The organism is Pseudarthrobacter xylosi, assembly GCF_055412765.1.
On record NZ_JBVAYT010000009.1, the window covers coordinates 88,766 to 114,635 of the forward strand.

Annotated in this window: 21 protein-coding genes and 2 riboswitches; of the genes, 7 read left to right on the forward strand and 14 right to left on the reverse strand. The window is 60.1% G+C overall.

All coding sequences use genetic code 11. The features are described from left to right. Positions 1-190 precede the first annotated feature (190 nt). From hxlA to ACZY1F_RS17555, 6 genes are all read right to left on the reverse strand, one after another. On the reverse strand, positions 191-814 hold the full coding sequence (hxlA, locus tag ACZY1F_RS17530) for a 3-hexulose-6-phosphate synthase (RefSeq protein ID WP_463943422.1): 624 nt from the start codon (positions 812-814) through the stop codon (positions 191-193). A gap of 55 nt (positions 815-869) precedes the next feature. After that, positions 870-1,418 (reverse strand): 6-phospho-3-hexuloisomerase, encoded by a 549-nt coding sequence (gene hxlB, locus ACZY1F_RS17535; protein WP_463943638.1) that lies wholly within the window; start codon positions 1,416-1,418, stop codon positions 870-872. A gap of 597 nt (positions 1,419-2,015) precedes the next feature. After that, positions 2,016-3,872, reverse strand: a complete 1,857-nt coding sequence (locus ACZY1F_RS17540) for an ABC transporter ATP-binding protein (RefSeq protein ID WP_463943424.1) — start codon at positions 3,870-3,872, stop codon at positions 2,016-2,018. A 41-nt stretch (positions 3,873-3,913) separates the two neighbouring features. Continuing rightward, positions 3,914-4,819, reverse strand: coding sequence for an ABC transporter permease (locus ACZY1F_RS17545; RefSeq protein ID WP_463943426.1), 906 nt, complete (start codon positions 4,817-4,819; stop codon positions 3,914-3,916). A gap of 70 nt (positions 4,820-4,889) precedes the next feature. Next, on the reverse strand, positions 4,890-5,861 hold the full coding sequence (locus ACZY1F_RS17550) for an ABC transporter permease (protein ID WP_463943428.1): 972 nt from the start codon (positions 5,859-5,861) through the stop codon (positions 4,890-4,892). A 13-nt stretch (positions 5,862-5,874) separates the two neighbouring features. Beyond that, complete coding sequence (locus ACZY1F_RS17555) at positions 5,875-7,293, reverse strand: ABC transporter substrate-binding protein (RefSeq protein ID WP_463943430.1); 1,419 nt, start codon at positions 7,291-7,293, stop codon at positions 5,875-5,877. A 579-nt stretch (positions 7,294-7,872) separates the two neighbouring features. Here ACZY1F_RS17555 and ACZY1F_RS17560 point away from each other — a divergent pair. Beyond that, positions 7,873-9,021 carry an aromatic ring-hydroxylating oxygenase subunit alpha gene (locus ACZY1F_RS17560; RefSeq protein WP_463943432.1) on the forward strand — a complete coding sequence of 383 codons (1,149 nt, stop codon included), beginning with the start codon at positions 7,873-7,875 and terminating at the stop codon, positions 9,019-9,021. Positions 9,022-9,525: 504 nt separating this feature from the next. Then, complete coding sequence (locus ACZY1F_RS17565) at positions 9,526-10,614, forward strand: 2Fe-2S iron-sulfur cluster-binding protein (protein WP_463943434.1); 1,089 nt, start codon at positions 9,526-9,528, stop codon at positions 10,612-10,614. 552 nt (positions 10,615-11,166) lie between these two features. Here the strand turns inward: ACZY1F_RS17565 and ACZY1F_RS17570 are convergent. From ACZY1F_RS17570 to ACZY1F_RS17580, 3 genes are all read right to left on the reverse strand, one after another. Beyond that, positions 11,167-11,730 carry a TetR/AcrR family transcriptional regulator gene (locus tag ACZY1F_RS17570; RefSeq protein WP_463943436.1) on the reverse strand — a complete coding sequence of 188 codons (564 nt, stop codon included), beginning with the start codon at positions 11,728-11,730 and terminating at the stop codon, positions 11,167-11,169. A 324-nt stretch (positions 11,731-12,054) separates the two neighbouring features. Then, positions 12,055-12,501: an MFS transporter gene (locus ACZY1F_RS17575; RefSeq protein ID WP_463943438.1), complete on the reverse strand. Its 447-nt coding sequence runs from the start codon at positions 12,499-12,501 to the stop codon at positions 12,055-12,057. A 155-nt stretch (positions 12,502-12,656) separates the two neighbouring features. Continuing rightward, the gene (locus ACZY1F_RS17580; protein ID WP_463943440.1) at positions 12,657-13,304 is read right to left on the reverse strand and encodes an MFS transporter; all 648 of its coding nucleotides are present in this window, start codon (positions 13,302-13,304) and stop codon (positions 12,657-12,659) included. A gap of 420 nt (positions 13,305-13,724) precedes the next feature. Next, positions 13,725-13,831, reverse strand: a riboswitch (glycine riboswitch). 1 nt (position 13,832) lies between these two features. Continuing rightward, positions 13,833-13,930, reverse strand: a riboswitch (glycine riboswitch). A 617-nt stretch (positions 13,931-14,547) separates the two neighbouring features. Between ACZY1F_RS17580 and ehuB the strand changes: the two genes are divergently transcribed. The 4 genes from ehuB to ehuA are packed head-to-tail and all read left to right on the forward strand — an operon-like array spanning position 14,548 to position 17,637. After that, positions 14,548-15,456 carry an ectoine/hydroxyectoine ABC transporter substrate-binding protein EhuB gene (ehuB, locus tag ACZY1F_RS17585; protein ID WP_463943442.1) on the forward strand — a complete coding sequence of 303 codons (909 nt, stop codon included), beginning with the start codon at positions 14,548-14,550 and terminating at the stop codon, positions 15,454-15,456. A gap of 6 nt (positions 15,457-15,462) precedes the next feature. Further along, positions 15,463-16,095: an ectoine/hydroxyectoine ABC transporter permease subunit EhuC gene (gene ehuC / locus ACZY1F_RS17590; RefSeq protein WP_463943444.1), complete on the forward strand. Its 633-nt coding sequence runs from the start codon at positions 15,463-15,465 to the stop codon at positions 16,093-16,095. A 4-nt stretch (positions 16,096-16,099) separates the two neighbouring features. Then, entirely contained in the window at positions 16,100-16,756 is a 657-nt protein-coding gene (gene ehuD, locus ACZY1F_RS17595) for an ectoine/hydroxyectoine ABC transporter permease subunit EhuD (RefSeq protein ID WP_463943446.1), read from the forward strand. 5 nt (positions 16,757-16,761) lie between these two features. Further along, positions 16,762-17,637 (forward strand): ectoine/hydroxyectoine ABC transporter ATP-binding protein EhuA, encoded by an 876-nt coding sequence (gene ehuA, locus ACZY1F_RS17600; protein WP_463943448.1) that lies wholly within the window; start codon positions 16,762-16,764, stop codon positions 17,635-17,637. Positions 17,638-18,025: 388 nt separating this feature from the next. On the opposite strand, the gene ACZY1F_RS17605 is transcribed toward ehuA, so the two are convergent. The 5 genes from ACZY1F_RS17605 to ACZY1F_RS17625 all read right to left on the reverse strand — a co-directional run bounded on the left by ACZY1F_RS17605 (position 18,026) and on the right by ACZY1F_RS17625 (position 23,962). After that, complete coding sequence (locus ACZY1F_RS17605; protein WP_463943450.1) at positions 18,026-18,646, reverse strand: MBL fold metallo-hydrolase; 621 nt, start codon at positions 18,644-18,646, stop codon at positions 18,026-18,028. Next, complete coding sequence (locus tag ACZY1F_RS17610; RefSeq protein WP_463943452.1) at positions 18,646-19,749, reverse strand: S-(hydroxymethyl)mycothiol dehydrogenase; 1,104 nt, start codon at positions 19,747-19,749, stop codon at positions 18,646-18,648. The genes ACZY1F_RS17605 and ACZY1F_RS17610 overlap by 1 nt, the downstream gene beginning before the upstream one ends. 722 nt (positions 19,750-20,471) lie before the next feature. Next, positions 20,472-21,632, reverse strand: coding sequence for an FAD-dependent oxidoreductase (locus ACZY1F_RS17615; RefSeq protein WP_463943640.1), 1,161 nt, complete (start codon positions 21,630-21,632; stop codon positions 20,472-20,474). Between the two features lie 311 nt (positions 21,633-21,943). Continuing rightward, entirely contained in the window at positions 21,944-22,903 is a 960-nt protein-coding gene (locus ACZY1F_RS17620) for an aminopeptidase (protein ID WP_463943454.1), read from the reverse strand. Between the two features lie 393 nt (positions 22,904-23,296). Continuing rightward, complete coding sequence (locus ACZY1F_RS17625) at positions 23,297-23,962, reverse strand: helix-turn-helix transcriptional regulator (protein WP_463943456.1); 666 nt, start codon at positions 23,960-23,962, stop codon at positions 23,297-23,299. A 406-nt stretch (positions 23,963-24,368) separates the two neighbouring features. Between ACZY1F_RS17625 and ACZY1F_RS17630 the strand changes: the two genes are divergently transcribed. Next, the gene (locus ACZY1F_RS17630; RefSeq protein WP_463943458.1) at positions 24,369-25,613 is read left to right on the forward strand and encodes an NAD(P)/FAD-dependent oxidoreductase; all 1,245 of its coding nucleotides are present in this window, start codon (positions 24,369-24,371) and stop codon (positions 25,611-25,613) included. Positions 25,614-25,870 lie beyond the last annotated feature (257 nt).

The window sequence follows — 25,870 nt, forward strand, 5'->3', positions numbered from 1 at the left end:
CTTCAGGTTCGGTGTTACGGGATCTTCTTAGTCCTTCCACCGAACGTGTACTGTCCGCAGCGACGTTTCTCAGCGGGCAGTACACGTAAGAAATTCCGCGGCCGGTACGGCCCCAGAGTCACAGGGCCGTACCGGCCGGGCGGCGGCGTCGCGCAGCTTTAGGGGGACGCCGCCGTCACTCGGATGGTGGTTAGACGATGGCAGCGCGGAGCTGCTTGGCTGCCAGTGCCGGGTCGGCTGCGCTGTAGATGCCGCCTCCGACTACGGCTACGTCAGCGCCGGCCTTCTGGACGTCTGCGATGGTGGCGAGCTTTACGCCGCCTGCGACGGAGAAGGGAACGCGGGCTTCTGCTCCGGCGCGGAGCAGTCCGGTCAGGTCGAAGCCGGGCTTGGCCTGCTCGTCGAGACCGGCGTGCATCTCTACGAACTTGGCACCCAGGGCGCGGGCTTCCTTGGCGCGGGTGACCTTGTCTGCCACGCCGATGAGGTCAACGACGATGCCCTTGTTGTGGGCTTTGGCTGCCTTGACGGCGCCGGCGATGGTGGAGTCGTCCGCGGTGCCGAGGACGGTGACCAGGTCGGCACCGGCCTTGAAAGCGATGTCGGCTTCGAGTTCTCCGGCGTCCATGGTCTTCATGTCAGCGAAGACGATCTTGTCCGGGTGGGCATTTTTGACAGCGGTGACGGCAGAGAGGCCAGCGGCCTTGATCAAGGGGGTGCCGAGCTCGATGATGTCGACGTACTCGGCGACCTGACCGGCCAGTTCGAGGGCGGCTTCAGTGGTCAGGACGTCCATAGCAACTTGGAGTTTCACGGTGATGTTTTCCTTCTGTTGGGAACTGCGGTGGGTGTGGAAAATTGCGGCTCGGTTATTCGAGGTTGGCGTGCCGGAGCCAGAGCTCTTCGGCCGGTACATCGGTGTTATCCCAAAGCGACTGAAAGAGTGCTTCCGTGGCGAGGAAAAGGACCTGCTCGAAGAGAGACCCGGAGTACTGACGGGAAACAGCGGAGCCGTGGTCGGTCTTCTGCGCTGCAGGAATGACCACCAGCGCGTCGGCGAGTCCAGCGAGCGGCGAACTCGGATTGGTGGTGAACGCGGCAATACGCGCCCCCGCCTTAGCCGCTGTTTCTGCAGACTTGACCACTCCCGAGGTCGTTCCCGATCCGGAGGCCACCAGGAGGAGGTCGCCGGAGCTGATTGCGGGAGTGGTGGTGTCACCGGCCACATGCACATCCAAGCCAAGGTGCATAAGCCTCATGGCGGCCATACGGAGAACCAGGCCGCTTCGACCCGCGCCGGCGACGAACACCCGTCCTGGCTGGCTGAGGTGGCGGGCCACGTCAGCTACCTGCTGCTCGTCGATCTTGGCCGCCGTGTCTGCGATCTCGTCCCTGACGAGAGTGAGATTGCGGACAATGTCACCGGTGCTGTAGCCGGTGAGCGTTGTATTTGCTGTTAGGCTCACGATTTGTTCCTTTCTATTCGGTCGTCGGCGTGGATCGGCCGAACGATGCTTTCTTGTTGATATCCATAATCCCGAAGCAAAAGGGCAGGGGTAACACTGTTTTTTGACGGTTCTGACTACACTTTATGATGGGTTGGTGATCCATTCCCCTGGCCAGACGGCCAGTAGGAGCGGAGCCGCAGGTTTGTCGCAAAGCGCGTGAACCGCCAGGTCAGGGTTGTCGGGACTGCGCCAGAACCGCCCCGTCGGTTTTCGACAGTAGGGCCGAGTTGACACCATCGCTGGCCGTCACGTCGCTTGATTGGGGCTGACGAGAATCCCAGGCGTAACTTGCTGCTCATGGCAGAATTTTTGGCTGTCGGAAAAGGGCCGACGCGTCGTCATGGTCAGAACATCTTGACTGTGCAGCCGGGGAGCGCGTTGGCCTGCCTCAACAGTGCGCCCGGCGAAGCCGACCAGCTAAGACGTCACCCGCGAGATGCGGAGCTTCGTGGTGTCTTCGGCAAGATTTCGCGACCTTGCTTTGCCAGTGATTCGCCGGGCGTACGCTCAAATTGCCGCTGACCGTGTGACGGGCAGAGCGTGATTCGGTCCAAACCCAGAGGCAAGCTCATTGGCTTCCGTCGTGGCGATCTCCAGGGACGGCGTATTGGAGATCAGATGCCGGGTGTACTCCTGCTGGGGGTTCTCGAGAATGGCGGCTGTATCGCCATACTCGACAATGCTGCCATTCGCGAGCACAACCACCTTCTGCGCAATGGAGCGCACCAAAGGCAGGTTGTGGGTAACGAAGACCATTGACAGCCCAAGCTCGCGCTGCAGGTTGCCCAACAGCTCGACGATCGCTGCTTGGACGCTCACGTCAAGGGCTGAGGTGACTTCGTCGCATACAAGCACCGACGGTGACGAGATCAGTGCTCGGGCAATGGCGACACGCTGCCGCTCGCCGCCCGAGAGTTGGTCAGGGTACCGACGGGCGTAGCTGGCTGACAGCGATACCTGCTCCAACATTTCTGCGACACGGCGGTCCGCTTCGCGACCTGAGGCGATGCCGAAAACCTGCAGCGGCTGGCCAATTGTCTCGCCCACGGACCTGCGCGGGTTCAGTGAACCGTAGGGGTTCTGGAACACGTACTGGATCTGGCGACGGACGTCGGTGCTGCGGGCATGGGCAGAGGTCGCGAGGTCGACGTCCCCGAGCTGGATACTGCCGGTCCAGTCGCGATGGAGACCGGCGATCGCTCGGGCTGTGGTGGTCTTACCGGAACCGGACTCACCCACGATGGCCAGGCACTCATGGTGCCCCAAGTTCAGGTTTATCGAGTGGAGCACCTCGGTGTCGCCATAGTGAGCTACCACGTTCTTGAGGCTCAGCACGGGAGCGGTGACGTCGGACAGCGGAGGTTGGACGTGTTCTGCAACTGGTGCCGGCTGGATCTTCACGACCTCGAATGCCTTGATGCAGCGCGACGAGTGCCCGTCCGCGACCTGCAGCGCGTCGGGCACCTTTGTGTCACATTCTGGAACGTGCATTTGGCACCGAGGTGCGAACGCGCAGCCGTGGGGACGTGCCCCCGGGGATGGGGCGTGACCAGGGATTCCCACGAGGCGGCGACTGCCGGTCAGCCGCGGGATCGCACCCACAAGTCTGCGCGTATAGGGGTGAGCTGAAGCCTCGAAAAGTTCGTCGGCAGGCCCCAGCTCCACAATCCGGCCGGCATACATCACTGCGACCCGGCTCGCCACGGCGGCAACCACCGCGAGGTCGTGGCTCACGTAGAGCGCGGCGACGTCATAGGCTGCGGCAAGCTCGCGCACCGTGGCCAAGACAGTGGCTTGGGTAGTGACGTCGAGCCCGGTCGTCGGCTCGTCGAGGACGATCAGCCGTGGGCGGTTGGCGAATGCCATCGCGAGTCCGATGCGCTGCTGCTGACCGCCTGAGAGCTGGTGCGGGTAGCGGCGCAGGTACTCCGGGTTGTCGGGGAGGGCGACCTCGCGCATCATCTCGGCGATACGCGCTGCATTTTCAGTCTCACTGCTGGAGCCGTGCGCCCTCAGCGCCTCACGCAGCTGTACGCCAATCCGCAGCGCAGGGTTGAGGGAAGAAGCCGGGTCCTGCGGGACGTACGAGACCAGTGATCCGCGCAGACGGCGCAGTGCAACGTCGTCCATCTCAAGGACGTTCTCGTCGCCAAGCAAAATGCTGCCGCCAACGATCTTGAGCCCGCGACGGGCGTGTCCGAGCAGGGCTAGGCCCACCGTGGTCTTGCCTGAGCCCGATTCGCCGACAAGGCCGAGCACCTCGCCCGAGGCGATCTCGAATGACAGGTCGGTAACGACGGGAATCCCCGAGGTGGTCGCTATCTCCAGGCCGCGGACCGTTACTGCCGCTCGAGTCTTCGTCACTGTGGGTTGTTCCTTTGTCACTGTGGGTTGCTGATTCATGCTCATGCTGCACGCTCTCGGTCGATGCCGGCCGCGGCGCGGGCGATCCCGTCACCGATCAGGCCGCTGCCAATAGTGAGAAGGGCGATTGCCATGATCGGCAGCAGGGCGCCCCAAGGCTGGGTGGCCAGGGCAGTCTGGTTCTGCTGTATCATCGTTCCCCAGTTCGGGCTATTCGGGTCCCCGGATAGCCCGAGGAAGGCCAGGGTCGCGATCACGCCGATGGAGTAGGTCAACCGGAGGCTCGCCTCAACCATCATCGGTCCGAGGATGTTGGGCAAGAGCTCCCCAAACAGGATTCGAACCCGCGACATGCCCATTGCCTCCGTTGCGCCGATGAAGTCGCGCTCGACGACCGGCTGCGCCGCCCCGCGGGCCACCCGCGAAACTCTCGGCGCAGTCGTCAGCGCGATCGACAGGATGATGATCCACGTTTCGGGTCCAACCAGGCTGACCGCGACGAGGACCAGCATGATCTGCGGGAATGCCATGAGCACGTCCATCGCCCGCATGAGGACGTCATCCCAAGCGTTGCGCGAGTAGGCGGAGATCAAACCAATGGCGGCCCCGAGCACCAGCCCGATGGCGGTGGATACTACGGCCAGCACCAGGATCTCGCCCCCGCCGCTGAGAAAGCGGCTCCAGACGTCCTGTCCCAGGTAGTCGGTGCCAAAAACCGCACTGTTGGTGCCGGGTGGTGAGTTCGGGATCGCCACGAACTTGTCAGGGGCGGACGGTGCCAGGAGCGGCCCGAACACCGCGATTGCCACCAAAAGGCCCACGGCTGCCACCCCTATACGGGCGCGCCACAACCGAAGCGATCGAGCCAGCAGAGTCGAGGATCGCACCGGTGGGGCCGTGGTGTCGACGCCTTCGGCGTGGGAGGGTGCTGCAATGGTCTGGCTCATACGAAGTCCCGTCGGGATTGTTCGGCATTGGTGTGGAGAAGAGAAAACGAAGCCCGTCGTGGGTGGGGGTTCATAGGCGTGTCCTCAGTCGAGGGGTGACCACGATTGTGGCGATGTCGGCGAACATGTTGAGGATGACGTAGACGCCGGCGATTAGCATTGCGAGTGCCTGGACGACCGGGATGTCGTGGTTGACCACGGCGTCTTGGAGCGCGCTGCCGATCCCGGGGTAGTTGAAGACGTATTCGACTACGACAATGCCACCGGCGAGATAGGCAAGAGTGATCGCTATCACTTGGAAGACCGGGCCGATCGCGTTCGGCAGCGCGTGCCTGTACATGACCGTGCGTTCGGGCAGCCCCTTAAGCCGGGCCATCTCGACGTAGTCGGTTTCCAGTACCTCGATCATGGAGGCGCGCATGATGCGCGAGACGTAGGGCGCCACAGCAATCACCAGTGTGGCTACCGGCAAGATCACCCCGTCTGGGTACTCCCAGGGCCAGTGACCAGGAGGGACAGGGCTGATCGCCGGCAATAGGTGGAAGACCGTGGTGGAAAACAGAATTACCAGAACTACTGCAACAACGAACTCCGGCAACGCCGCCAGCACAAGCATGGCGTTTGAGGTGACTTTGTCGAAGGACCGCTCCCGTCGCAGCGCAGCGTACGAGCCGATAAGGATGGACAACGGGATCGAGATGACCGCGGCCCAGAACACTAGGAAGGCGGAGTTCACCAGGCGCGAACCGAGCAAGTCGCCCACCGGTAGCTGCGACGCCAGCGACGTGCCAAACGATCCGTGGAGAAGCCCATTGAACCAAGACACATACTGCACGACCACCGACTGGTCGAGGTTCAACTGCTTTCGCAGTGCCTCCAACCGGTAGGGTGTTGCGTCGCGGCCTAGGATTGCGCGGGCTGGGTCGCCCAGGGCTTGGGTCGCGGCGAAGACGATGACTGAGACGAGAAGTAGGACCAGCAGCCCCAGCAGTGCCCTGCGTAGAACGAAGCCTGGGATCCCTCCTCCGCGTAACCATTTCACGTGCCCCACCTGCTTACGCGAACCAGATGTTGCGGAAACCGTGCCCGAAGTTGGCAAGGTTGTACTCCAACTTGCTGGGCGAGAGCCCCTGCACATTTGCGGCGTACCCGTCGATCTTGTCTGGGTATATGGGGATGATGTAGCCGCCCTGCTCGTATTCCGCCTTCTGCATCTGACGTTCGATCGCGATCCGCTTCTCGGTGTTCGTCTCGGCTAGTGCCTGCTTGTAGAGGTCGCCAAAGTTCGAGCCCTCACCCTCACGTGGCGGCCAATGCGTCGCGTTGTACAGCGCGCCGTCCAGCGAACTTAACGGCACCTGCATCATGTAAGTGAAGGGCGTCCAGAACTCTGCCGAGAAGGCGTATTTCAGGTAATCCTCACCGTAGAACGTTGAACTGGGGAGGTTTTTGACGTTAACAGTCACACCGGCATCCTTCGCCTGCTGTGCGAACACAGTGGCAATAGACACCTGACCGGCCGCACCGTTAGTCGTATACAGGTCAACCGTGAGTGACTCATGCCCTGCCGCCTTAAGCAACGACTTCGCCTTGGCAATGTCGCGCTGGCGCTGCGGCAGATCACCGGAGTAAGCCGGGTCGTTGATGGAATAAAGATCGTTTCCGATCTTTCCACGACCCGATGCCACCTGATCCAGCATTGCCTGCCGGTCGACGATCAGTCGGAAGGCCTGGCGAACACGCTCGTCATCGAATGGCGGCATATCAATGGCCATGTCGAAGCCAAGCCAGAACCCATTCTGAGAAGACAGAATCTTACTGCCGCGGGCTTCCAGCGATGCAATCTGGGCCGGTGGTACGTCGGTCATCGCATCGATCTGGCCCCCAAGGAGCGCGTTGACCTGAGCCGTGGAGTCATTGAAGTCGGTGATCGTCACCTGGTCCAGCCAGGGCGATCCGTCACCCCGCCAATAATTCGGGTTGCGCTCGTGAACGCTCTGTTGACCGGGGGTGAAACTCGTCAGTTTGAAGGGACCCGTCCCGACTTGCGTTGAGGGGTCGCCAGAAAAGGCCTTATAGCCCGTCGGTACAATGGACAGCGACACATTGGCGAGCTTTTCAAGAAGGGCTGCGTCAGGTGACTTGAGCGGCAATCGGACGGTGTACTTGTCAAGTTGCTGGATGTTGGCAATGTCCATTGACGTCGTCATGATGTACCCGTTCATGCCATTTGCCTTATCGCCGACGCGTTGCAGCGAATAAATGACATCCTCTGCGGTCAGCGTCTTGCCGTCATGGAACTCGACGCCCTGACGCAGTCGGATCGTGCACTGCGTTGGAGAATCCACATCGACGCCTTCTGCCAGCCCGTCGTTTTGCAACTCGTAGTTGTCGTCACGCGTCAGAAGCGTGTCCCACCCGATCAACCTGCGCGACATGTCAGGCAAAGTAATTGCGTTTTGCCCGTCCATCATGTCCTTGGCTCCTCCGCCGGTGACCCCAAGCCGGAAGTTGCCTCCCCGTTTGGGTGCACCGCCAGCTGCACCACCGCTGGATAGCGCGGACGGCGATGGAGAACTGCCACTGCACGCTGCCAGGGAGCCCGCCATAATGATCCCGCCAGCGCCGGCCAACCACGTCCGTCTAGTCAAAGACGCGTTGGACCACGGCTCATTCTGCTTCATGTAACGGCCTGAGTTCTCGCTAGCAGTCATCGAATATGTCCTCATCTGTTGTCTACGGGGCACTTGAGAAGGCACCGGATGGAGTCAGGCACGGCTACTTGTTCATGGCCTCACCTGGGTGTGGATGTTGCAGTTTCCGAAAGCTGTCCTCGATGGCCAGCCGGTTCTGTGACCCGCACCACGTCCTGAAGATCTAGTATGAAGCTATTCAGCATCGCTGACAAGAGGTCGCCACGAAGGATTTCATACAGAAAAACCATTGACGAGCGACGAAACTGCATGGGATGGTTAGTTTCGCGATGAGGCAGGGTAAAGCAAGCAGTCATCGCGGTAAATCAGACTTAGAAGCAAGCAAGGGAGAGAGTCACAATGACTAGCGTCATCGACCACAACGAATATTTCACGACCCTGCCGCGGGAGTACTACCTCTCCCAGGAGATCTTCGATCGTGAAATCGACCAGATCTTCACACAGCAGTGGCACTATGTTGCACACGAGTCGGAGATTCCCCTCAAGGGCGACTACGTCACTGTAAAGCTAGTCGGTGAAAGTGTGTTGATCACCCGAGACCAGAATTCGGCGATCAACGCTATGCTCACCGCCTGTCGCCACCGGGGACATTCTGTGTGCAACAACCCAAGTGGAAATGCGCGGCGATTCGTATGCCCGTACCACAACTGGAGCTTTGGGCTGGATGGTCGTCTCATAAAGGCGCCCACCCTCGATGATCTCAGCGTTGGTGGCGCGATCGACTACGGTCAGTTCGGCCTTTTCCCGGTCCAGATTGATGTATGGCATGGCATGATCTTCGTCAACCTGTCTAAGGAACCGAAGGAACCGATCTCGCGCGTACTCGACGAGGTTGCTTCCGATGTCATACCGCTCGAGCCAGCTCGTATGAAGAAGGCGCACGAGGTCACCTACGAAGTCGACGCGAACTGGAAGTCGCTGCTTGAGAACTTTTTGGAGTGTTACCACTGCACGGGGAACCATCCTGAGCTTTGTGAGCCGATGGACCTCGAGGCCACGCTCGAAAGCTGCATTCGGCCGGCAGTCGAATTTTATGGGGGCGGTCTACCCCTAAAGGCTGGGATGAAGACGTTGTCTCCTAATGGCGACGTCATGGTCCGCCCACTGTTGGGGACGCTGGAGACGCTCGCCGAAGTCCCCGACGCGTTCGGTGCCGGGTTCGGAATTCAGCCGTTTTTCACCCGCGCCTTCTTTCACGTAGACCATGCCGTCATCCACAGCATTCGTCCCGTGGACCCCGGTCACGTGGAGTGGGTTACCCGCTGGTTTGTCCATGAAGACGCCGTTGACGGCGTCGACTACAACGTGGACGATTTGACAGCGATGTGGAAAATCACAAATGAACAAGACATTGCGCTGCTCACCGAGGCCTTTCAAGGTGTCAAATCTCGACACTGGACTCCTGGACCCCTCAGTGCAGCAAAGGAGCCGGCTATCAAGTCGGTCCTTTCTCAATACCTCATCATGATGGATGAGGACGAGTCCTAAGGCTCTGAACGGACCATAGTGCCCGCCTCCATTGCGCCCGCTGAGTCAGGCGGAGGCGGACGCGTACAAGAAATAGGCCACGCTGGTCGAAAAAAGACGTTCCTGTTGGATTCGCCCGATGTCTTGGAACTCGCCTACGGCCGCCCGCACTTAGGTGGGGTCGGCATCGCGCGTTTTCTGAACCATTCGCACGGACGCTCGGCCACAGTCCGATGACTTTCCAGCCCACACTCACTATCTGAAGGAAGACCGAAATGGCAGGAGGAGGCTGCGGCCACGCTACGCAAGAGTCGGTTCTCGAAAGCACGTTACGATTGTCGGCGAAACACTCTCGAGAGGGCGTGGCCGACCGGCACCTTAACGCCTGGATCCGACTTACCGAGTACGGCTGTTTCGGCTCGTACTCCGGGTCGCCATCGGGCCGGCGAGTCGATGCTGAGCACGGACTCGCCGGCCGCCCGGGCCCCACTGCACCGGTCGATGCCATCACGGTCGGAGCCGAAGATGGCTGCTGAGTCTTATCTACTCACCGTCGCAGACGTGATAGCCGAGACAACGGACGCCTGCTCCGTCGTGCTCGAGATCCCAACGGAGGCGCGTGAATCGTTCGCATTCCGGCCTGGCCAGTTCCTGACTGTTGCCGTGCCGAGCGAGCTCACGGGTGTTGCGGCGCGCTGCTACTCGCTCTCCAGCAGCGCGGTTGACGATACACGGCTGACGCTTACCGTCAAGCGCAGCGATGAGGGGTACGCCTCCAACTGGATCTGCGACCGCCTCCGCCCGGGGGATACCCTGCAGGTGCTCCCACCTAGCGGCATCTTCACCCCCGCCTCACTCGACGTCGACCTACTTCTCTTCGCAGCAGGCAGCGGGGTTACTCCCATAATGTCGATCGCCCGCAGCGCCCTTGCGGCTGGAACGGGTCAGGTCGTTGTCTTCTACGCCAACCGTGACGAACTGTCGGTTATCTTCGCCAGAGAATGGGCAAGCCTGAGCGCTCAGCACCCCGACCGGCTACAAGTCGTGCACTGGCTGACGTCAGTTCAGGGGCGTCCTACGCAGGAACAACTTGCCGCCTTTGCGGGCCAGCACTCCGCATCCGACGCTTTCGTTTGCGGTCCAGCAGCGTTCATGAAGTTGACGATTGCGGCGCTCGAGGAGCGCGGTTTCCCTAGGGATCGCTGCCACCAAGAGAAATTCGTATCGCTCCGCGCCAACCCATTCGGAGATGCCACCAGGGTCGCGGTGGAAACTGCAATGAGCGATCCCGTCAGTGGTGGGCTTGACGGGGGCAATGAGATTGACCCAGTGCGGCAGCCGGCCGCACTCGAGATCGAGCTCAACGGTAAATTGCACAACTTCGCTGACTGGACCCCAGATCGCACACTGCTTGAGTTTCTGGAGAGCAAAGGTGTGAAGGCGCCCTACTCCTGCCGTGAGGGCGAGTGCGGCGCGTGTGCGGTCCGTCTGCTCGGGGGCGAGGTCACGATGATTCGCAACGATGTTTTGGACGAGGAAGAACTTGCCGAAGGTCTTCGTCTTGGCTGCCAGTCACTACCGACCAGCGATCGGATCCGCGCTACGTATTCCTGACGGGTCCCGGGCATTCAACAGGGTGCGTGTGAAGGGACCCCCCACGCGGGCACTCGTTTGCTCCGACTACGCGCCTCTGCCGGGGCGGGAGCACACCAAATGAATTTCGAGGATGCCGGCCACTAGCCCGGCTTCTGCGGGCTGGCCCATCCCGGTCGCACTTAACTCCGGCACGAAGCGAACGTTTGCCATTTCCGTGTGTCCCCGAATCCAACGGGAGGCTTAGCGTGGGTGCAGCCGGTAAAAGTTCCCGGTCGCGGTGTTGTTCGCCTCGATGCTCGCAGTGTCGCGCCGGTAACGATCAGGATCTCGGGCTGCTCGCACCGGCTGTTGTAAGTGCGCCATAGCGGCACCGGCTCGCCGTCTCTCCATGTCCTTCCTGCCACTTACCGCAATTCGTCAGGACCTAACCTCGCCGTGTAAAGCATGAAGGTGCTCCCTGCGGGATGAGTGGTACCCAAACATTCGTCCAGAGGAGAAAACACGAGCCGCGTAGGGGTAGCGGTCGGCTGCCACGCCTATGACCTGCCAAATGCTCCGAGCGGTCGAGACTCAGAAGTGCGACCGATATGTCAGGTCGATGAGTAGATCCCTTAGTTGACGACGGCTCTCATCCTCTCGCAGTGCACCCCACATCGGGGCTGCACTTGCACCGTCCGCAGCCGACGTGACAACCTGCAGCAGCTCCGAGGGAAGACCGTCCTGGCCTAAATCTGTCGCCCATCGTGCTGCATCGTCCCGGGCAACTGCTTCGATAGCTGGAATGCTGACCAGTTGAGCGATTACGGCTGTACGATCTCGAGCCGAGGTCTGATCGGAGCGGTCCACGAAACACGCCCGAATGTAGCTACGCGCCAGCCGGCCAACCTGGGTATCTTCAGGGTCCAGTAACTCAAAAACATTGCAGCGAAAATTCTCGAGGGCGTCCTGAACAAGAGAGAGCAGGAGCTTTTCTCGAGTCGAGTAGTGGTAGATGAGTCCCCCTTTGCTGACGCCGGCCTCCGCGGCCACATCGTCTAGGCTCGCCGACATTCCTCGCGCACGGATTGTGCGCAAAGCGGCATCCAGCAAAATTCGCCGAGTCTGCTCCGGGGATCGTCCCGCGACTCGTCCCATCAGAGGCTCCTCGTCTTCGAATAGGGTTGGCTATCACGACATTGCCGCCGTCCACGAGGGAGCCCTAGCGTTCGCGAACTTCCGACTCATCTGTGGACCTCGAGTAGGCTCGACGGCGTCCGCACCCCAGCATAAGCTCCCGACTGTCGCAATTAACTTCAGGGAACACTACGGCGTTGGTATCCAAGCACACAGAGTTCTTAGCGCAGGAAGGGCACGAAGCTTCCGGGACGCTGATGTGGAGGAATCTGCGAAGCCAAGGTCGGCTCGATCCTAAAGTTCAGGTACCCACTCGCTTATCCTTTGTTTGGGTAGAGCCGGTGCTTAGAAACGGCCGCCATTCACTGTCGAACGGCTGTAATGGAGCAGAGTTAGCGCGATGATTGCGAGAGCCATCACGACACCCGCGTACAGATACACGACGTTCCTGAGACCAAGTTGCGGAACCAATAGCCCCGCAACCAAGGTTGGTACCCCGAATGCGATGTAGCTGTTGAGATAGAGGGACGACAGCAGCCCGCCGCGTTGCGTCGCTGGCAGGCCGGCGACCACGAGCCGTAGGCCGCCCTGGAACGCGGCGCCGAAACCGATTCCACCCATGATGCTTGCAGCAACAAAAGCCCAGACGTTGCCCAACGCCACAGCGGCAACCAGCGACGCAGCTCCAAAATTCAAGGCAAGACCACCAAGGATCATAACTTTGCCGCCTGCAAACCTGAGAGTCAGCACGCCGACAATGCCGCTACTGCCCGTGAGTGCGAGGATCGTCAAGGCAGCGTACGTGGGGGACTGAACCCCAAGCAATGTCTTTGTCATACTCGGGCCGGTCCCTAGATACAAGCCCAGCAGGGCCCAGCTGGCGCAGAAAAAACCTAGAGCTACCACGAACCGACTGCGGACCTCCTTTGGCACCGTCATCGTCGGGATTAGCGATCGCCAGGCGCCGTAGCGACGCGGGTGTTGTCTTTCAACGCCAGGGATGCCAGAAGCGCCGGCACCAGCGCACCGAGGAAAACCAGGTAAGACGCATGCAACGGGTCGGGGAAGAATTCCACGAGCACGCCTGTGATTAGCGCTCCGAGGCCGAGCGAGATCGGAGGTAACGCCCCACTGAGCATCGCCACGAATGCATGCCGGGGTGGAGGGGCGTAATCCAGGAGAGCAGCTCCCAGCGTCCCGAATCCAAGGCCCGAAGCTACTCCCTGGAGAATTCGTGCGATTACGAGTTGACCCACCCCGTCGGCAAAGGCAAGAAGGGTCATGGAAATCGCAGCGGTGAGCAGAGCTGCAAAGATGACAGGCTTTCTACCTACGTGGTCTGAGAGGCGCCCGGCCATCAACAAGGTTACGCCTAGCCCGAGGAGGTAGCCCGCGAAGACGACGCTCGTCATCAGGGGCGACAGACCCCACCGTTCCGCGTAAATGGGATGGAGCGGAGTGGGAGCCCCCGATTGGGCCGCGATCAATCCCAAACCCACGGCCACCACCGCGAAAGAATTGCGGACCCGACGGCAGCTTTGAAAGGGCAGATCATGAACAGTGCCGACTTCTGTCCACCCCTTATTCGGACTCATTCAACGGGCTCCTTCCCTTCATCAGCAACGCCACGCGGCCGTAGCGCAGACGATGGATTCGACTCTCGGTCCGCCGGGGGCGACGCGTTCGTTGGAGGGGCTGTTCAGCTATGTGACCATCTGCGGTTGGGACGATCTCTTTTCGCCTGTGGAACACGGTTGTACTCTCCTGGCGGATTTGGATGCGAAGCTGTGAGCAGGGTGCTGTCTTCCTGGCGGGTGCTGCCTGAGCTTTCAATGTGCGCGAGTTGGGCCGTGCTTTCCCAGCCGTTCTTGCGCTGCGGTGGCCAAGCGCCAGGCCGGCGCGGTAGGTAGAGCGGGCCGGAGGGCCGGACATGGCACTAAGGAATCCGATCTCGTCGGCTTCCTGCTGGAACTCCATAACTCAGGTGGCGCCGAAGTGCCACGATGATTCGGGTTCCTCCCCGCTCTGTACTGGACCTGAGAGTTTCCGTATTGCGCTGCTGATAGCAGCGCGCCGCTTGCACCGTCGGTGAGCCCGATATCCGGACTGCTCTCCAGAGTTGCCTTACCGCGGCGGTACGTGGGCCTGAGAGATTCCTGGGGAGGATTTGCTCCTACGGCGCCTGCTGAACGTACCGGCAGGTCTCTCCCGCCGCAGATCATGAGCGTGTGCCACTGGTGAGTGACACGGTTCACAGATTAGCTGCAGATCAGGTGAGGGGCAAGCTATCCGTTCCCGGACCTATTGACATGAGGCAACAGGGCTATCCCGTTCTACGTCGCACGGGGGGCGATCTCTCCGGGTCGATGGCGGAGCGCGGGAGTGGTCACAAGCTCCTTCCAACCCTGGGCCAGCGAGTCAAGAGTTGAGGGTGTTACCCGGCATTTCCACCCATGTAGATTTCTCTGCCTTTGAATCCTAAGTCGTGGAAGTTGCCGCGCTCTTTGGTTGGGGTGCCTCTACGGCTGCTCAGCCTCGAAACTGCGACATGCAAATTTCAAGGCGCTCTTTGCACATGGGAGTACGACTCGATCCTTCGTCGTCCTAAGGCCGTCAGCTAGTCAGAGGCGCCCCTGAACCGCCGGTAAACGAAGATGTCATCGAAAGAACAAAACTGGGTCTCGGCCGAGCATGAGGTCGGACCCGACGACACACAGACGAATGAATCAGGTAATACAGATAAACACGTTGACGAGTTCTTTGAATGATGTTGTACTTGTCTTAATTCACCAGCACTTACCCGGAGCTGGAACCAATCAAGCGGACTTGGGAGTCAACATGGCCAACTTTTCACGGCGTGAACTGCTTATAAGCGGTTCACGTTTGGGCGTTCTTGCGGGAGCCGCCCTTGCTGTACCGAGCTTTCTGACAGCCTGTGGCGGCCAGTCCAGCACATCCTCCGGCGGCGGCAAACTGGCTGAGCTTCAAGCCAAGAAGAGCGTCCGCATCGGAGTCGCGAACGAAAACCCGTACGGATTCGTAAATTCGAACGGTGAGGTTAAGGGTTTCATCGTCGAAACCTTGGCAGCCCTGCTCCTCCCCCTGGGAATCACGACTCTGGATCCCGTTGTCGTCCCATTTGATGCATTGATCCCCGGCGCAGCATCCGGTCGCTTTGACCTCATTGCAGGTGGCACTTATATCCGTCCGGAGCGCTGCCAGGCAGTCGCCTTCACCAACCCGGTTTACCGCTCAGGAGGTGCCTTCCTCAAGCGGGCGGGTGAGAATGTACCTGTACACAGCCTTCTCGATGTGGCAGCCAATTCTTCCGTGCGTATCGGTACGCAGACTGGCACGAGCCAGGTCGCTGAGATTGAGGACGCTAAGATCCCGTCTTCACAAGTAGTCAAGTTTGGCGCTGACACGGAGTCCATTGCGGCTCTGAAAGCCGGTCGCGTCGACGTCATCTACTACCCGAGCCTTCAGGCGGCGACACTGATCTCAACCAACCAGGGTGCCGTCGAACGTGTTGCGCCCTACGATCAGATCATGAAAGACGGTAAGCCCGTTTTCAATTACGGTGCACTGGCGGCGCGTACAGGCGATACTGACCTGATCGACGCTCTGAACAATGGCTTGAAAACGATCCGTGACGACGGGACGCTGAAGAAGATCTTCGCCAATTATGGCCTGACCGAAGATGAAATCCCCGAGGCGTCAGTTACTGCCGCCGACTTGTGCAAATGATCGCTGATGAACTTCCTTCCACCTCTGCTTGAGGGCCTCTATAACTCGCTCCTGGTAACCCTTGGAGCAGGTGCTGTAGCACTGGTGCTCTCCTTCGTTGCCGGTTTGGCGTTGATCACGCCCTGGCGTGCGCTCCGGGCGCCCGCCCGCATCTACGTTGAGATCTTCCGCGGTACGTCCGCATTGGTTCAGATTTTCTATTTCTTCTACGTCCTTCCTTTGGTGGGCATCGAGCTCAGCCCCATGACCGCCGGCATCATGGCTCTGGGCATGTGCTTTTCGGCCTACGGGGCGGAGATAGTGCGTTCGTCTATCCAAGCAGTCGACAAGGGTCAGTGGGAGGCGTCTCACGCCCTCTCATTTGGTTGGGGCACGGCAGTCCGTCGAGTTATCATTCCCCAGGCTCTGCGGCGGATGCTGCCGCCATTTGGAAACTTGCTCGTGGAACTCCTTAAGGCAACCTCACTCGTGTCCCTTATTGGAATCACGGAGCTCGCTTTTACCGGAAGCTCCCTGGTTCGCTCGACAGGAGAAAATGTGCTTGTTTATCTCCTGGTCATGGCCGTCTACTTCGCAGCCGCATATCCGTTGAGTCTGCTGGTCCGGCATTTCGAGCGACGTATGACGAAGGCGTGGTGAGCTGATGCGATTCAACCTGGAATTTGCACTTTCCATTTTGCCCGAACTACTGCAAGGAGCAATCCTCACCCTCGCCGCAACCTTGGGCGGCATGGCCCTGGCCCTGGTCGGGGGCTTGATTCTGAGCGTCTTCCAACAGTCGCCCTTGTGGCCCGTACGTTTCCTCGCCAACGCGTACATCGCTGTCGTGCGCAGCACACCGTTGCTCGTGCAGCTGTTCTTTCTTTTCTACATCTTGCCTGAATTCGGAGTAACGGCGCCCGCATTTTGGACGGGGGTCCTCGGGCTCGGGCTGCACTACAGCGCTTACACAGCCGAGGTTTACAGGGCCGGCCTGGAAAACGTACCGCGCGGTCAGTGGGAAGCTGCCACTGCTCTCCATCTGTCGACCAGGGATACCTGGACCAAAGTGATCATGCCTCAGGCGATCCCTCCGATGGTGCCGATGCTTGGAAACTATTTGATCTCGATGTTCAAGGACACGCCTATCCTGGCCACCATCACCGTGATCGAACTTTTCGGTGCAGCAAACCAAGTGGCTGGCATCACCTACCGATATTTTGAGCCCTACACGCTGGTTGGTCTGATTTTCCTTGCGTTGAGCATCCCCTCCGTCCTTCTTATCAACCGCGCTGACCGTCGCTTCAGCCTCGTTAGGTGATTTCCATGAACAACAACAGCCCTAGTCTGACTCCAGCGGCTATATTCCGCGACGTTCAGAAGTCTTTTGGCGAGAACAAGGTCCTCAAAGGTCTCGACCTTACGATTGCGGACGGTGAGAAGGTCGCAATCATAGGTCCCAGTGGTTCGGGCAAGACCACTGTGCTGAGGCTGCTCATGGGCCTGGAAAAGCTGTCGGGCGGACATATAGAAATATTTGGTAAGGACTACGTTGCCGGGGACAAGGCAAGCCGGGAGGTAGCAGACCGCATTGGGATGGTCTTCCAGCATTTCAACCTGTTTCCACACATGACGGTCCTCCGCAACATCACCGAGGCTCCGCTCCGGGTCAGAGGTGTCAAACCTGCAGAAGCAAAAAAACGGGCAATGAGCCTGCTGGACCAGGTAGGTCTGACCGAGAAAGCGGACTTCTATCCGAAGCAGCTGTCGGGTGGCCAGCAGCAACGAGTGGCAATTGCTCGAGCCTTGGCGATGCAGCCGGACATCATGCTGTTTGACGAGCCCACTTCAGCGTTGGATCCAGAACTCGTGGGCGACGTTTTGAAGGTCATGCGGGATCTGGCTAAATCATCCAACATGACGATGCTATTCGTAACTCATGAAATGACATTCGCCCGCCACGTAGCAGACCGTGTCATCTTCATGGATCAAGGCGTAGTGGTGGAATCCGGGCACCCTGACGAGCTCTTCCAAGCGCCAAGGGAGCAACGAACACGGAATTTCCTGCGGTCCGTCCTAGATCCGATGGGTTGGGCTGATGGACCGAAAGACGTCATTCTTCCCGTCGTGCCTGTCGATGCGGTTGGGCCGTCAGTAGCACCATTTATTGAGAACGCCATCGAAAAGGAGCAGAGTAGGTGACTGCGCGGCACTGCGGTCATTAGATGCGGACTTCTTTCTGCCCACATTGGAGACCGAGCTCTGACCATAGTGGACGGGTCAGTTACCAAAGGCTGACATAAGCTCCCCCTTCACCTCGCGCCTAGACAGAGAAAGCCTTCCTGTCCCTGCTGCTGTACCCGCAACCGCGGGCAGCAGGGACAGGAAGGCTTGCTCGTTTGGCGCCTCATCACCACCTCGCACAGCACCGGTTTTCGGCTGAATGAGATCGCTCGGCAACCTTATTACCGGCCTTTGAATATCACCGGCTGCGCTCAATGCGACAGAGAGACTCCGCAACGGCAGCCGCGCCGGAGCCCGTTCAACAGTGAGACTGAGGGCGTCCACCACCTGGTTGAACGCCCTTCGCTCACTGCTCTACCTGCGAGAAGGCCTTCCGTTCGGCGCCGATGGTGGTGTTCTGACCATGGCCGGTGCGGACCACAGTCTCGGCAGGCAACGTCAGCAAGCGTTCCCGGATGGAGGCGATGATGGTGGGGTGGTCGCTGTAGGACCTGCCGGTGGCGCCCGGGCCGCCGTTGAACAGCGTGTCTCCGGTGAAGACCGTTCCCTCGTCCTCCAGGTAGAAGCAGATCGAGCCCGGGGAGTGGCCGGGCGTGTGGATCGCCCGTAGCGTTGTGCCGCCCACTTGAAACTCGTCCCCGTCAGCCAAGTCATGGTCAGGCTCTGAATCGGGGTAGACCTGCTCCCAGAGGACCTGGTCTTCCGGATTCATGTAGATCGGAGCGCCGACGGCGTCCGCGACTTCCCAGACGGCGCCGATGTGGTCGTTGTGCGCATGGGTCAGCAGGATGGCCAGGACCTTCCGGCCGCGGACCTGCTTGATGATTGCTGCGGCGTCGTGCGGGGAATCGATGATCACGCACTCATCCTCGTTTCCCACGATCCAGACATTGTTGTCCACATCCCACGTGCCGCCGTCGAGCGAAAAAGTGCCGGAGATGACCAGGTTCTCGATGGTGACTATCATTAGAGCTCCTTCAGGGACTGTACTTCAACGACCGAGCGCAGGACTTTGCCGTCATGCATCTTGGCGAAGGCTTCCTCCACCTGGTCGATGGTGATCCGTTCGGTGACGAAGGCGTCCAGGTCCAGGTTGCCTTGCATGTAGTGCGCCACCAGCATCGGGAAATCGCGGGAGGGCATGCAGTCGCCGTACCAGGAGGACTTCAGGGACCCTCCCCGGCCAAAGACGTCCAGCAGGGGAAGCTCAAGCTTCATGCCCGGCGTCGGAACGCCCACCAGCACCACACGGCCGGCGAGATTCCGGGCGTAGAACGCCTGCTTATACGTTTCGGGGCGTCCGACGGCGTCAATCACGACATCCGCTCCGTTGCCGTCTGTGAGGGCCCGGATGGCCTCGACCGCGTCTTCGGTGCTGGAATCCACTCCGTGGGTGGCGCCCAGGGACTTAGCTATTTTCACCTTGTTGGCGTCGATGTCCACAGCAATGATGGTGGTGGCTCCGGCCAGCTTGGCGCCCGCGATCGCGGCGATCCCCACCCCGCCGCAGCCGATCACGGCAACAGATTCGCCGCGCTTGACCTCACCGGTGTTGATGGCGGCGCCGATGCCTGCCATCACGCCGCAGCCGAGGAGCCCTACGGCGGCAGCGTCGGCCTCGGGGTCTACTTTGGTGCACTGCCCGGCTGCGACCAGTGTCTTTTCCGCGAACGCACCGATTCCCAGCGCGGGAGAAAGCTCTGTGCCGTCCTCCAGTGTCATTTTCTGCGTGGCGTTGTGGGTGTTGAAGCAGTACTGGGGCTGGCCCTTGGCGCAGGCGCGGCATTCGCCGCACACTGCACGCCAGTTCAGGATCACACGGTCGCTGGGAGACACCTCGGTCACGCCGGGACCGACGGCGCTGACCACACCAGTGGCCTCATGACCCAATAGGTAGGGGAAGTCATCGCCGATGCCGCCCTGCTTGTAGTGCAGGTCCGTATGGCAGACTCCGCAGGTGAGGATGTCCACCAGCGCCTCGCCCGGACCGGGGTCCGGCACCAGGATGGTCTCCACCGAAACCGGGGCATTCTTTTCCCTGGCGATGACCGCCCTTACTTTGTGAACCATATTTCCTACGTTTCTTTCCGGAGTCCGCGGACTCCTATGTCTTTGTTAGCAGGACAAGCTGTCCTGTGACATGCCGGGCACGGTTTACATCCCCGAGAGATAGCTACAGCAGTCATCGAATCTTCGACTCGCTGCTTCAGCGCTCGGGTCTACGCCACAGGTAGCGGCCAAAACCCCACCAGCGCGAAACCTGGCGGCAATATCCCCAGGTTCACAAAGCCATCCACGATCGGCATTAGCTTTCTCACGGGCAAGGTGACCGGTGCTCCAAAGCTCCCGAGGACGGACCGGCAATCCGATTCAACAGTCGGTCACGCAGCGGGTTCCGTACTAAGTCGGATCCCGGTTCGAACGTGTTGTAGGGCTGTGTTAGTCTCTCTGGCTCGGCCCGGCCCGCTGTTTCTTTGACGAGGCTCGGCCGGAAATGCCTGGGCGAGGCTGTCGGTGACCAGCATTTAGGCCGGGGCTAGTGTCCCTCCGGCGGACTCAAGGGAGCCATTGTTCGCGCGTTTCCCCAAAGGGAACTCTGTCGCTTAGCGCAACTGTGTACCTTTGGGGGTCATGACGGGTCACAAGGATGCCGACTGCACCGTGGGCAAGTGCAGCCGCGCGAAGCGATGCCTCGGCTCCTGTCAGCAAGTCCTCAAGCTCGTTCTTTGCACTGACCAGGACTTCTACCTGCTCGTTTGTATGCTTTGTCACGAAATTGGATCTTTCACACATTAATTGCGGGCATCGGAATTAACAGCTAACCCCGACAGACGGAAGATCTTTGGCGCGGGTTGTGTACCGGTAGCCAGGTCGGCAAGTATCCGACCGATCACAGGCACAAACTTGAAACCTGTCCCTGAGAATCCGGCGCCGATGATGACTGGCCCGCTGCGGTCCAGAATGAAGTCCTCATTGGGGGTTGTGGTGTACGTGCAGCTGACAGCCTCGAAGGAATCCGCGTCCACTCCCGGCAGCCATGTCCGGGCGTATTCCTGCAGCGCAGCAAGCTGTATCGGTTCCGGTAGAAAGGACCGGCGGTCTGGGTCCACCACGGGTCCAACACCATGCCAGCCAGCCTTGATTCCCTCCCCTGGGGTCTGCATTCCATAAATGGGTGTGTACCAGTTTTTATACTCGTCGCCGCTGCCGGGATGGTGATTAAAGCCAGGCCACACAGCTCCCTCGTCCGTTACGCGGAAGTGTGCAGGTTGCTCTTGCGTAACCCGTAGCTCGGGAAGTCGCAGCCCGGACTGGTGGATTGCTCGGCCAAGGACCTTTTCAGTCCAGGCACCTGCAGTGACTACCACCTGGGAGGCGGTGACTACCTCGGTTGCGGCGGCGGATTCAAGTGTCAGCCGCACTCCGTTATCGTATATTTCCAGGTCAACGACCTTGGTGTGGTGCCGGACATCCGCGCCGTTGGCGACTGCTAGCCGCTGCAAGGCGGGCAGCGCCGCATCCGGGTTGATCTGACCACCATCGGGCATGAAGAGTGCCTGTTGGTCGAACCTGATCCCACGCCATCGTTCCTTGGCTTGGTCGGGGCTGAGAAATTCGGACCTGATGCCGGCCCGGGTCAGCGCAGCGGCAATATCCGGAAATCGGGGATCCGGCCCATGGTTGACGACTCCTGAGCGGGTCAGTAGTTTTTGCCCGCTTTCCTGCTCCAGTTCGTCCCAAAGGGTCAGCGCTTCGGAAAGCATCGCGACATATTCTGGTCGGCTGTAGCCCAGGTTCAAGTTGCGGGTGGTGCCGTGCGACGCCCCGATTTTGTGGCCGGGCCCAAACTGTTCCAGCAGCGTTACCTGCCGCCCTTGGCGCGACAGAGCCCAGGCCGTTGCCGAGCCCATAGCGCCGCCACCGATCACGACAGTGTCAAGAGTCCTTAACATGATTCTCCAGTTCAAATTGCAATGAGGTTTTTGGTTCGTGTGCGTCACCTACAGGCCACCAGCACTTGGAGGCACCGAAGAATGCGATGCATGGACGACGTCTGTACATCTGTCACGTCGGAGTAGTTGGCGTTGTTGCATTAGTGCATCTCGGTTCGACTAGAGGAAACCGAAATTTTCAAGCATCTGCCGTCGGGCATTTGATCGGACGGAAAGTGGATGCGCCCCTCACAGGACTGCATGTTGCGACTCCAAGCCCGGTCGAGTAATACCCTAAAAGCCGGTTTCCACTGTTCCCAGCGTCCCGTGATTCAAAAAGTAAGCTTCCCGTCTTGCATTATCGTGATTCCGTCCAGTTCAACGGTGGGGTGCCAATAGACCATGTCCTGATGGATCGTTGCTGAGTTGGCGCCTCCGAAGCTATCGTTATTGCCGAAGGCGACGTGGCCAGTGCCCAACGTTGCTTCATCCTCGACTATGTTTCCGATGACCCTGGCGCTCGGATTCATCCCGAATCCAAACTCGGCAAAGACATGGGCGGAATCTCCGTGCTTGGCCAACAGCTCGGTCATCGACTTGGCATGCTCGCCTCCTCGAATTTCCTTAAGCCTTCCGTTTTCGACGAACAGCTCCAGCGGCTGGTCCAGAAGACCAAATGAAGTTGTGCTCCCGTCTATGACGATCCGGCCGTTCACGCTTTCCTCCACGGGGGCGATGAAAGCTTCCATGTCCGGGCAAGCGTCCCGATCTCCAGGTTTCTCTACTTTTCCAGTGCAATTGCCACCTATTCGCCCCACGAGGCTAGCGGTCACATCAGTGCCGGAAGGAGTTGTTATCCGGATCCGCTGGGCGTCCGTCAAGCGGCTCGTTAGGGCAACGCAAGGGCCCCCAGCAGCATCAAAATCAGCTTCTATGCCTCCGGCAACCAGGGTGCCCACGTCACATCCAGTCATGGCCAATACACGTGCTCCCGCTGCTGCCGCTGCGCGTCCCAAAGCGCTGTGCCAAATGCTTACACTCGTCGCACCAATCAGTACGTCGGCGTCGACTGCCCCGGGCGGGAACTCACCCGTGTCTGCAACTGGGGAAAGGACCGCAGGCGCCACTGTCAGTTCCTTCACGTCGGCGCCGCGCCGACGGGCTGAGGCGGCTACGGCGGCCGACAACGCGGGGTCTCCGAAGTCATCGCAGAACACCAGCACCTTTTCGCCCTTCTGGATGCCGGCGCACTGGGTTACTTTGTCGGCACCCTGCTCGATTGTTAGCGTCATTCTGGTCCTCCTGATAAAGCGTCCTGCCCCCAGCGGCCCGGGGCTTGCCCCCCGGATCGCCTGAGATGGGGTTTCCCGCCAAAAGTCGTTGTCGAGACAGTACAACATCCTTCAAGCGGCGCGGTCAAGAGGGGTTTCAGAATGATTCCATTCAGGAGGCCGAAACATCGAAAGTGCTTTGGGAAACGTTCTGCCGAACAGAACTGAGGACCTGCCAACTTCGCGGCAGGGCGCTTGTCCGGCAACTTGGCAACGGGCCACTCATGACTATGTGCCATCAACCGAAAACGGCCCCTGGAGTGTCTGCGCAGAAGTTGTCTGGAAAGATCAACAGGCGTTAGGTGCGGCGCGGGGGCCCTAGCGATGTCCACGTTGGCGGGCGTAATGCAGAAGTCACAAGTACATGCCGAGACGCTGGACCTGATCCGGGAGTGCTGCGTTGGGTAGGGTGCTGTGTCTGAACCGGGTGGGGGAAAGGCCGAAGGTCGCCTTGAAAACGCGGGAGAAGTGGAATTGGCTGGCGAATCCGCCCTCGAAAGCGACCTTTTCCACGCTCAACGTGGTTCGGGCAAGTAGGCCGGCGGTATACCGCAGGCGCAGCAGGCGAAGGGCCTCAATAGGTCCGTAGCCAATTTCTTTCGTGTAGACGCGGCACAGGTGTTCGCGGGTAACCGCGGCTGCCTGCGCCAGTTCGTCGAGTGACGGCGTGCGTAACGGACCGCCTTCCGCCCAGCGTGCACGTACCAGCGCGATCGACTTCTCGATCGGAAGCGGGAGGGGCAGGTCGCTGAGCCTGCTGGTCCCAGAGGCGCCTGAAAAGTACGCCCGCAGCGCGTAGCTCAACGCACTTCGCGCTTGGTCATGCCAGCCGCTGGGCCGAGCGGCGTCTAGCCACAGAAGGTGACTTAGCAGGGCAAGGACCACATCGTCAGGCGCCAGGTGGCGGACCAGAGGCCAGTCGTATTCCGTGAGCGACTTGGAGGTGAAGAGTATGTAGCCGGCTCTGGATATATGGCGGGTGTCCCACGAGTAGGCCGCCGGCATGCCCGGCTTAGTCACTACGACGCTATTCGGCGGCAGTGGGTGGGTGTTTCCGCCGCTGGTGAGAGTTGAGTGACCACCCAAGATCCAGGCAATTTCCCAACGCGGTTCTGAGCTCGGCCGCTGATAGCCCGTACCAGGGGCAGCCGTGATTGATCCGATCGCCTTGATATCAATAGCAGACATCTTTTGGATAATGCTTGTCATAGCTTCAGGTACCCCCATCCAAGACAATGTTAACAAGAGGCATGGGATCAGTCGAGTGCTACTAGCGCCAGCCGCCCGCACCGATGTTGATAACACTTATCCCTCACCCGCAAGGGACGGCGAGTAGTTAGCTCATCCCCTGCCTCCAGTCCAGTCACCGTTCGAGTGACTTCCGAAAGGCTGTGGCATGCCAACACATGCCAATAACAGGAACACCATGAAGGAGAGAACCATCTTGACAAGAATTGAACAGGCAGACGTTGTCGTTGTGGGCGCAGGAATCCAAGGCGCCTCGGTGGCCTTCCACCTGCTGGAGCAGGGTATCAAAAATGTAGTGGTCGTGGACGCGGGGTCTCCTGCGACGGGGACCACTGGCGCTGGTGGTGGCTTCGTCGCACTCTGGGGAGCTGGCTACAACAAGCACTTTACCGAGGGCGACATCGCCATGGAGCACTACGGTATTGAGTTCTATGGTCGCCTTGCCGCGAAGCACCAGATCGACTACCGGCATGAGGGGATCCTCTTCGTGGCCACCTCGGATCAAGGCTGGCAGGATTGGATCGCACCAATCGCTCGGCACCCCCGCGCGCCGCACGATGCACGAACCTTGGACGCTGACGAAGTCAGTGCCGTGACCGGTGGGGTCCTCGCAGCCGAAGCCGTAGTCGGAGGAATACTGCACCCGGCTGGCCTTCAAATTAGTGCTGGTAGGGCCAATCGGGCGTTGGCCGAGGAGATCACCGCCAAGGGCGGCGAAGTCCGCACCGGCTGCCGGGTAAGCCACCTCCTAGTATCTGACGGCAGGGTAACGGGTGTTGCAACCGAAGCCGGGGAGCTGCACGCTCGCCACGTCGTACTGGCGGCCGGAGCCTGGACGAACCAACTACTCGCGGACGTAGGGTTCAAGGTTCCATTACTACCGATCGTCGCGACCCGGGCCATCGCAGCACCCTCAGGAGTAAGCAACACGATGCCCACCGTGATGGTGCCGGAACTTGACGGACTGTGGCTGCGGGAGCACCGGGGAGGCCTGACCTATGGCAACGGCGACGGCTACTCACCCCTGTTCAAACTTGGCGGCTCCGTTGGTAATCCCAGTCAGCCACGCCGTGAAGAACTGGTCGAGCGGCTGGATTCTGCCTTGCTGCCTGAGCTGAGAAAGCTCGTACCCAATCACGACACGTCCATCGCTTGGTGGCTGCAAGGAATGCCTTGCATGACCCCGGACCGGCATTTCATAGCGGGACCCGTCCCTGGAGTTGAAGGATTGCACGTACTTGCCGGCGATAACGAGGCTGGCGTTACCCACGGCCCTGGACTCGGGCGCCTGCTCTCGGAGATGATCGTAAACGGTTCGAGCGATTGGGTTGACTCCACTGCGTACCGACCGGACCGTTTCGACGCGGCAGCATTTCCGACCGAAGAATCCATTTTTGAGTCGATCCCACCGCACCATCACTAGGCGAGGACTCTGAACGGGGGGTGCCGGCGCGGCGGTCGAGGCTGAAGCGCCGGCTCCCAATCCGAGAAAATAGCTTGCTCCAGTTCCGTTCCGCGTCCTGGAACGGCAACGGTGCAGATTCCAACCGACGACGTCGAATTCACTCTTATGCACGACGCTCCGCCCAGAGCGCTTACCGGCTAGCTGCCGCCGAACATGTTCCATCTTCCGCGCGCATTGAAGGAGCGCATCTGGAATCGGTTGGCTCCCAAGTACGC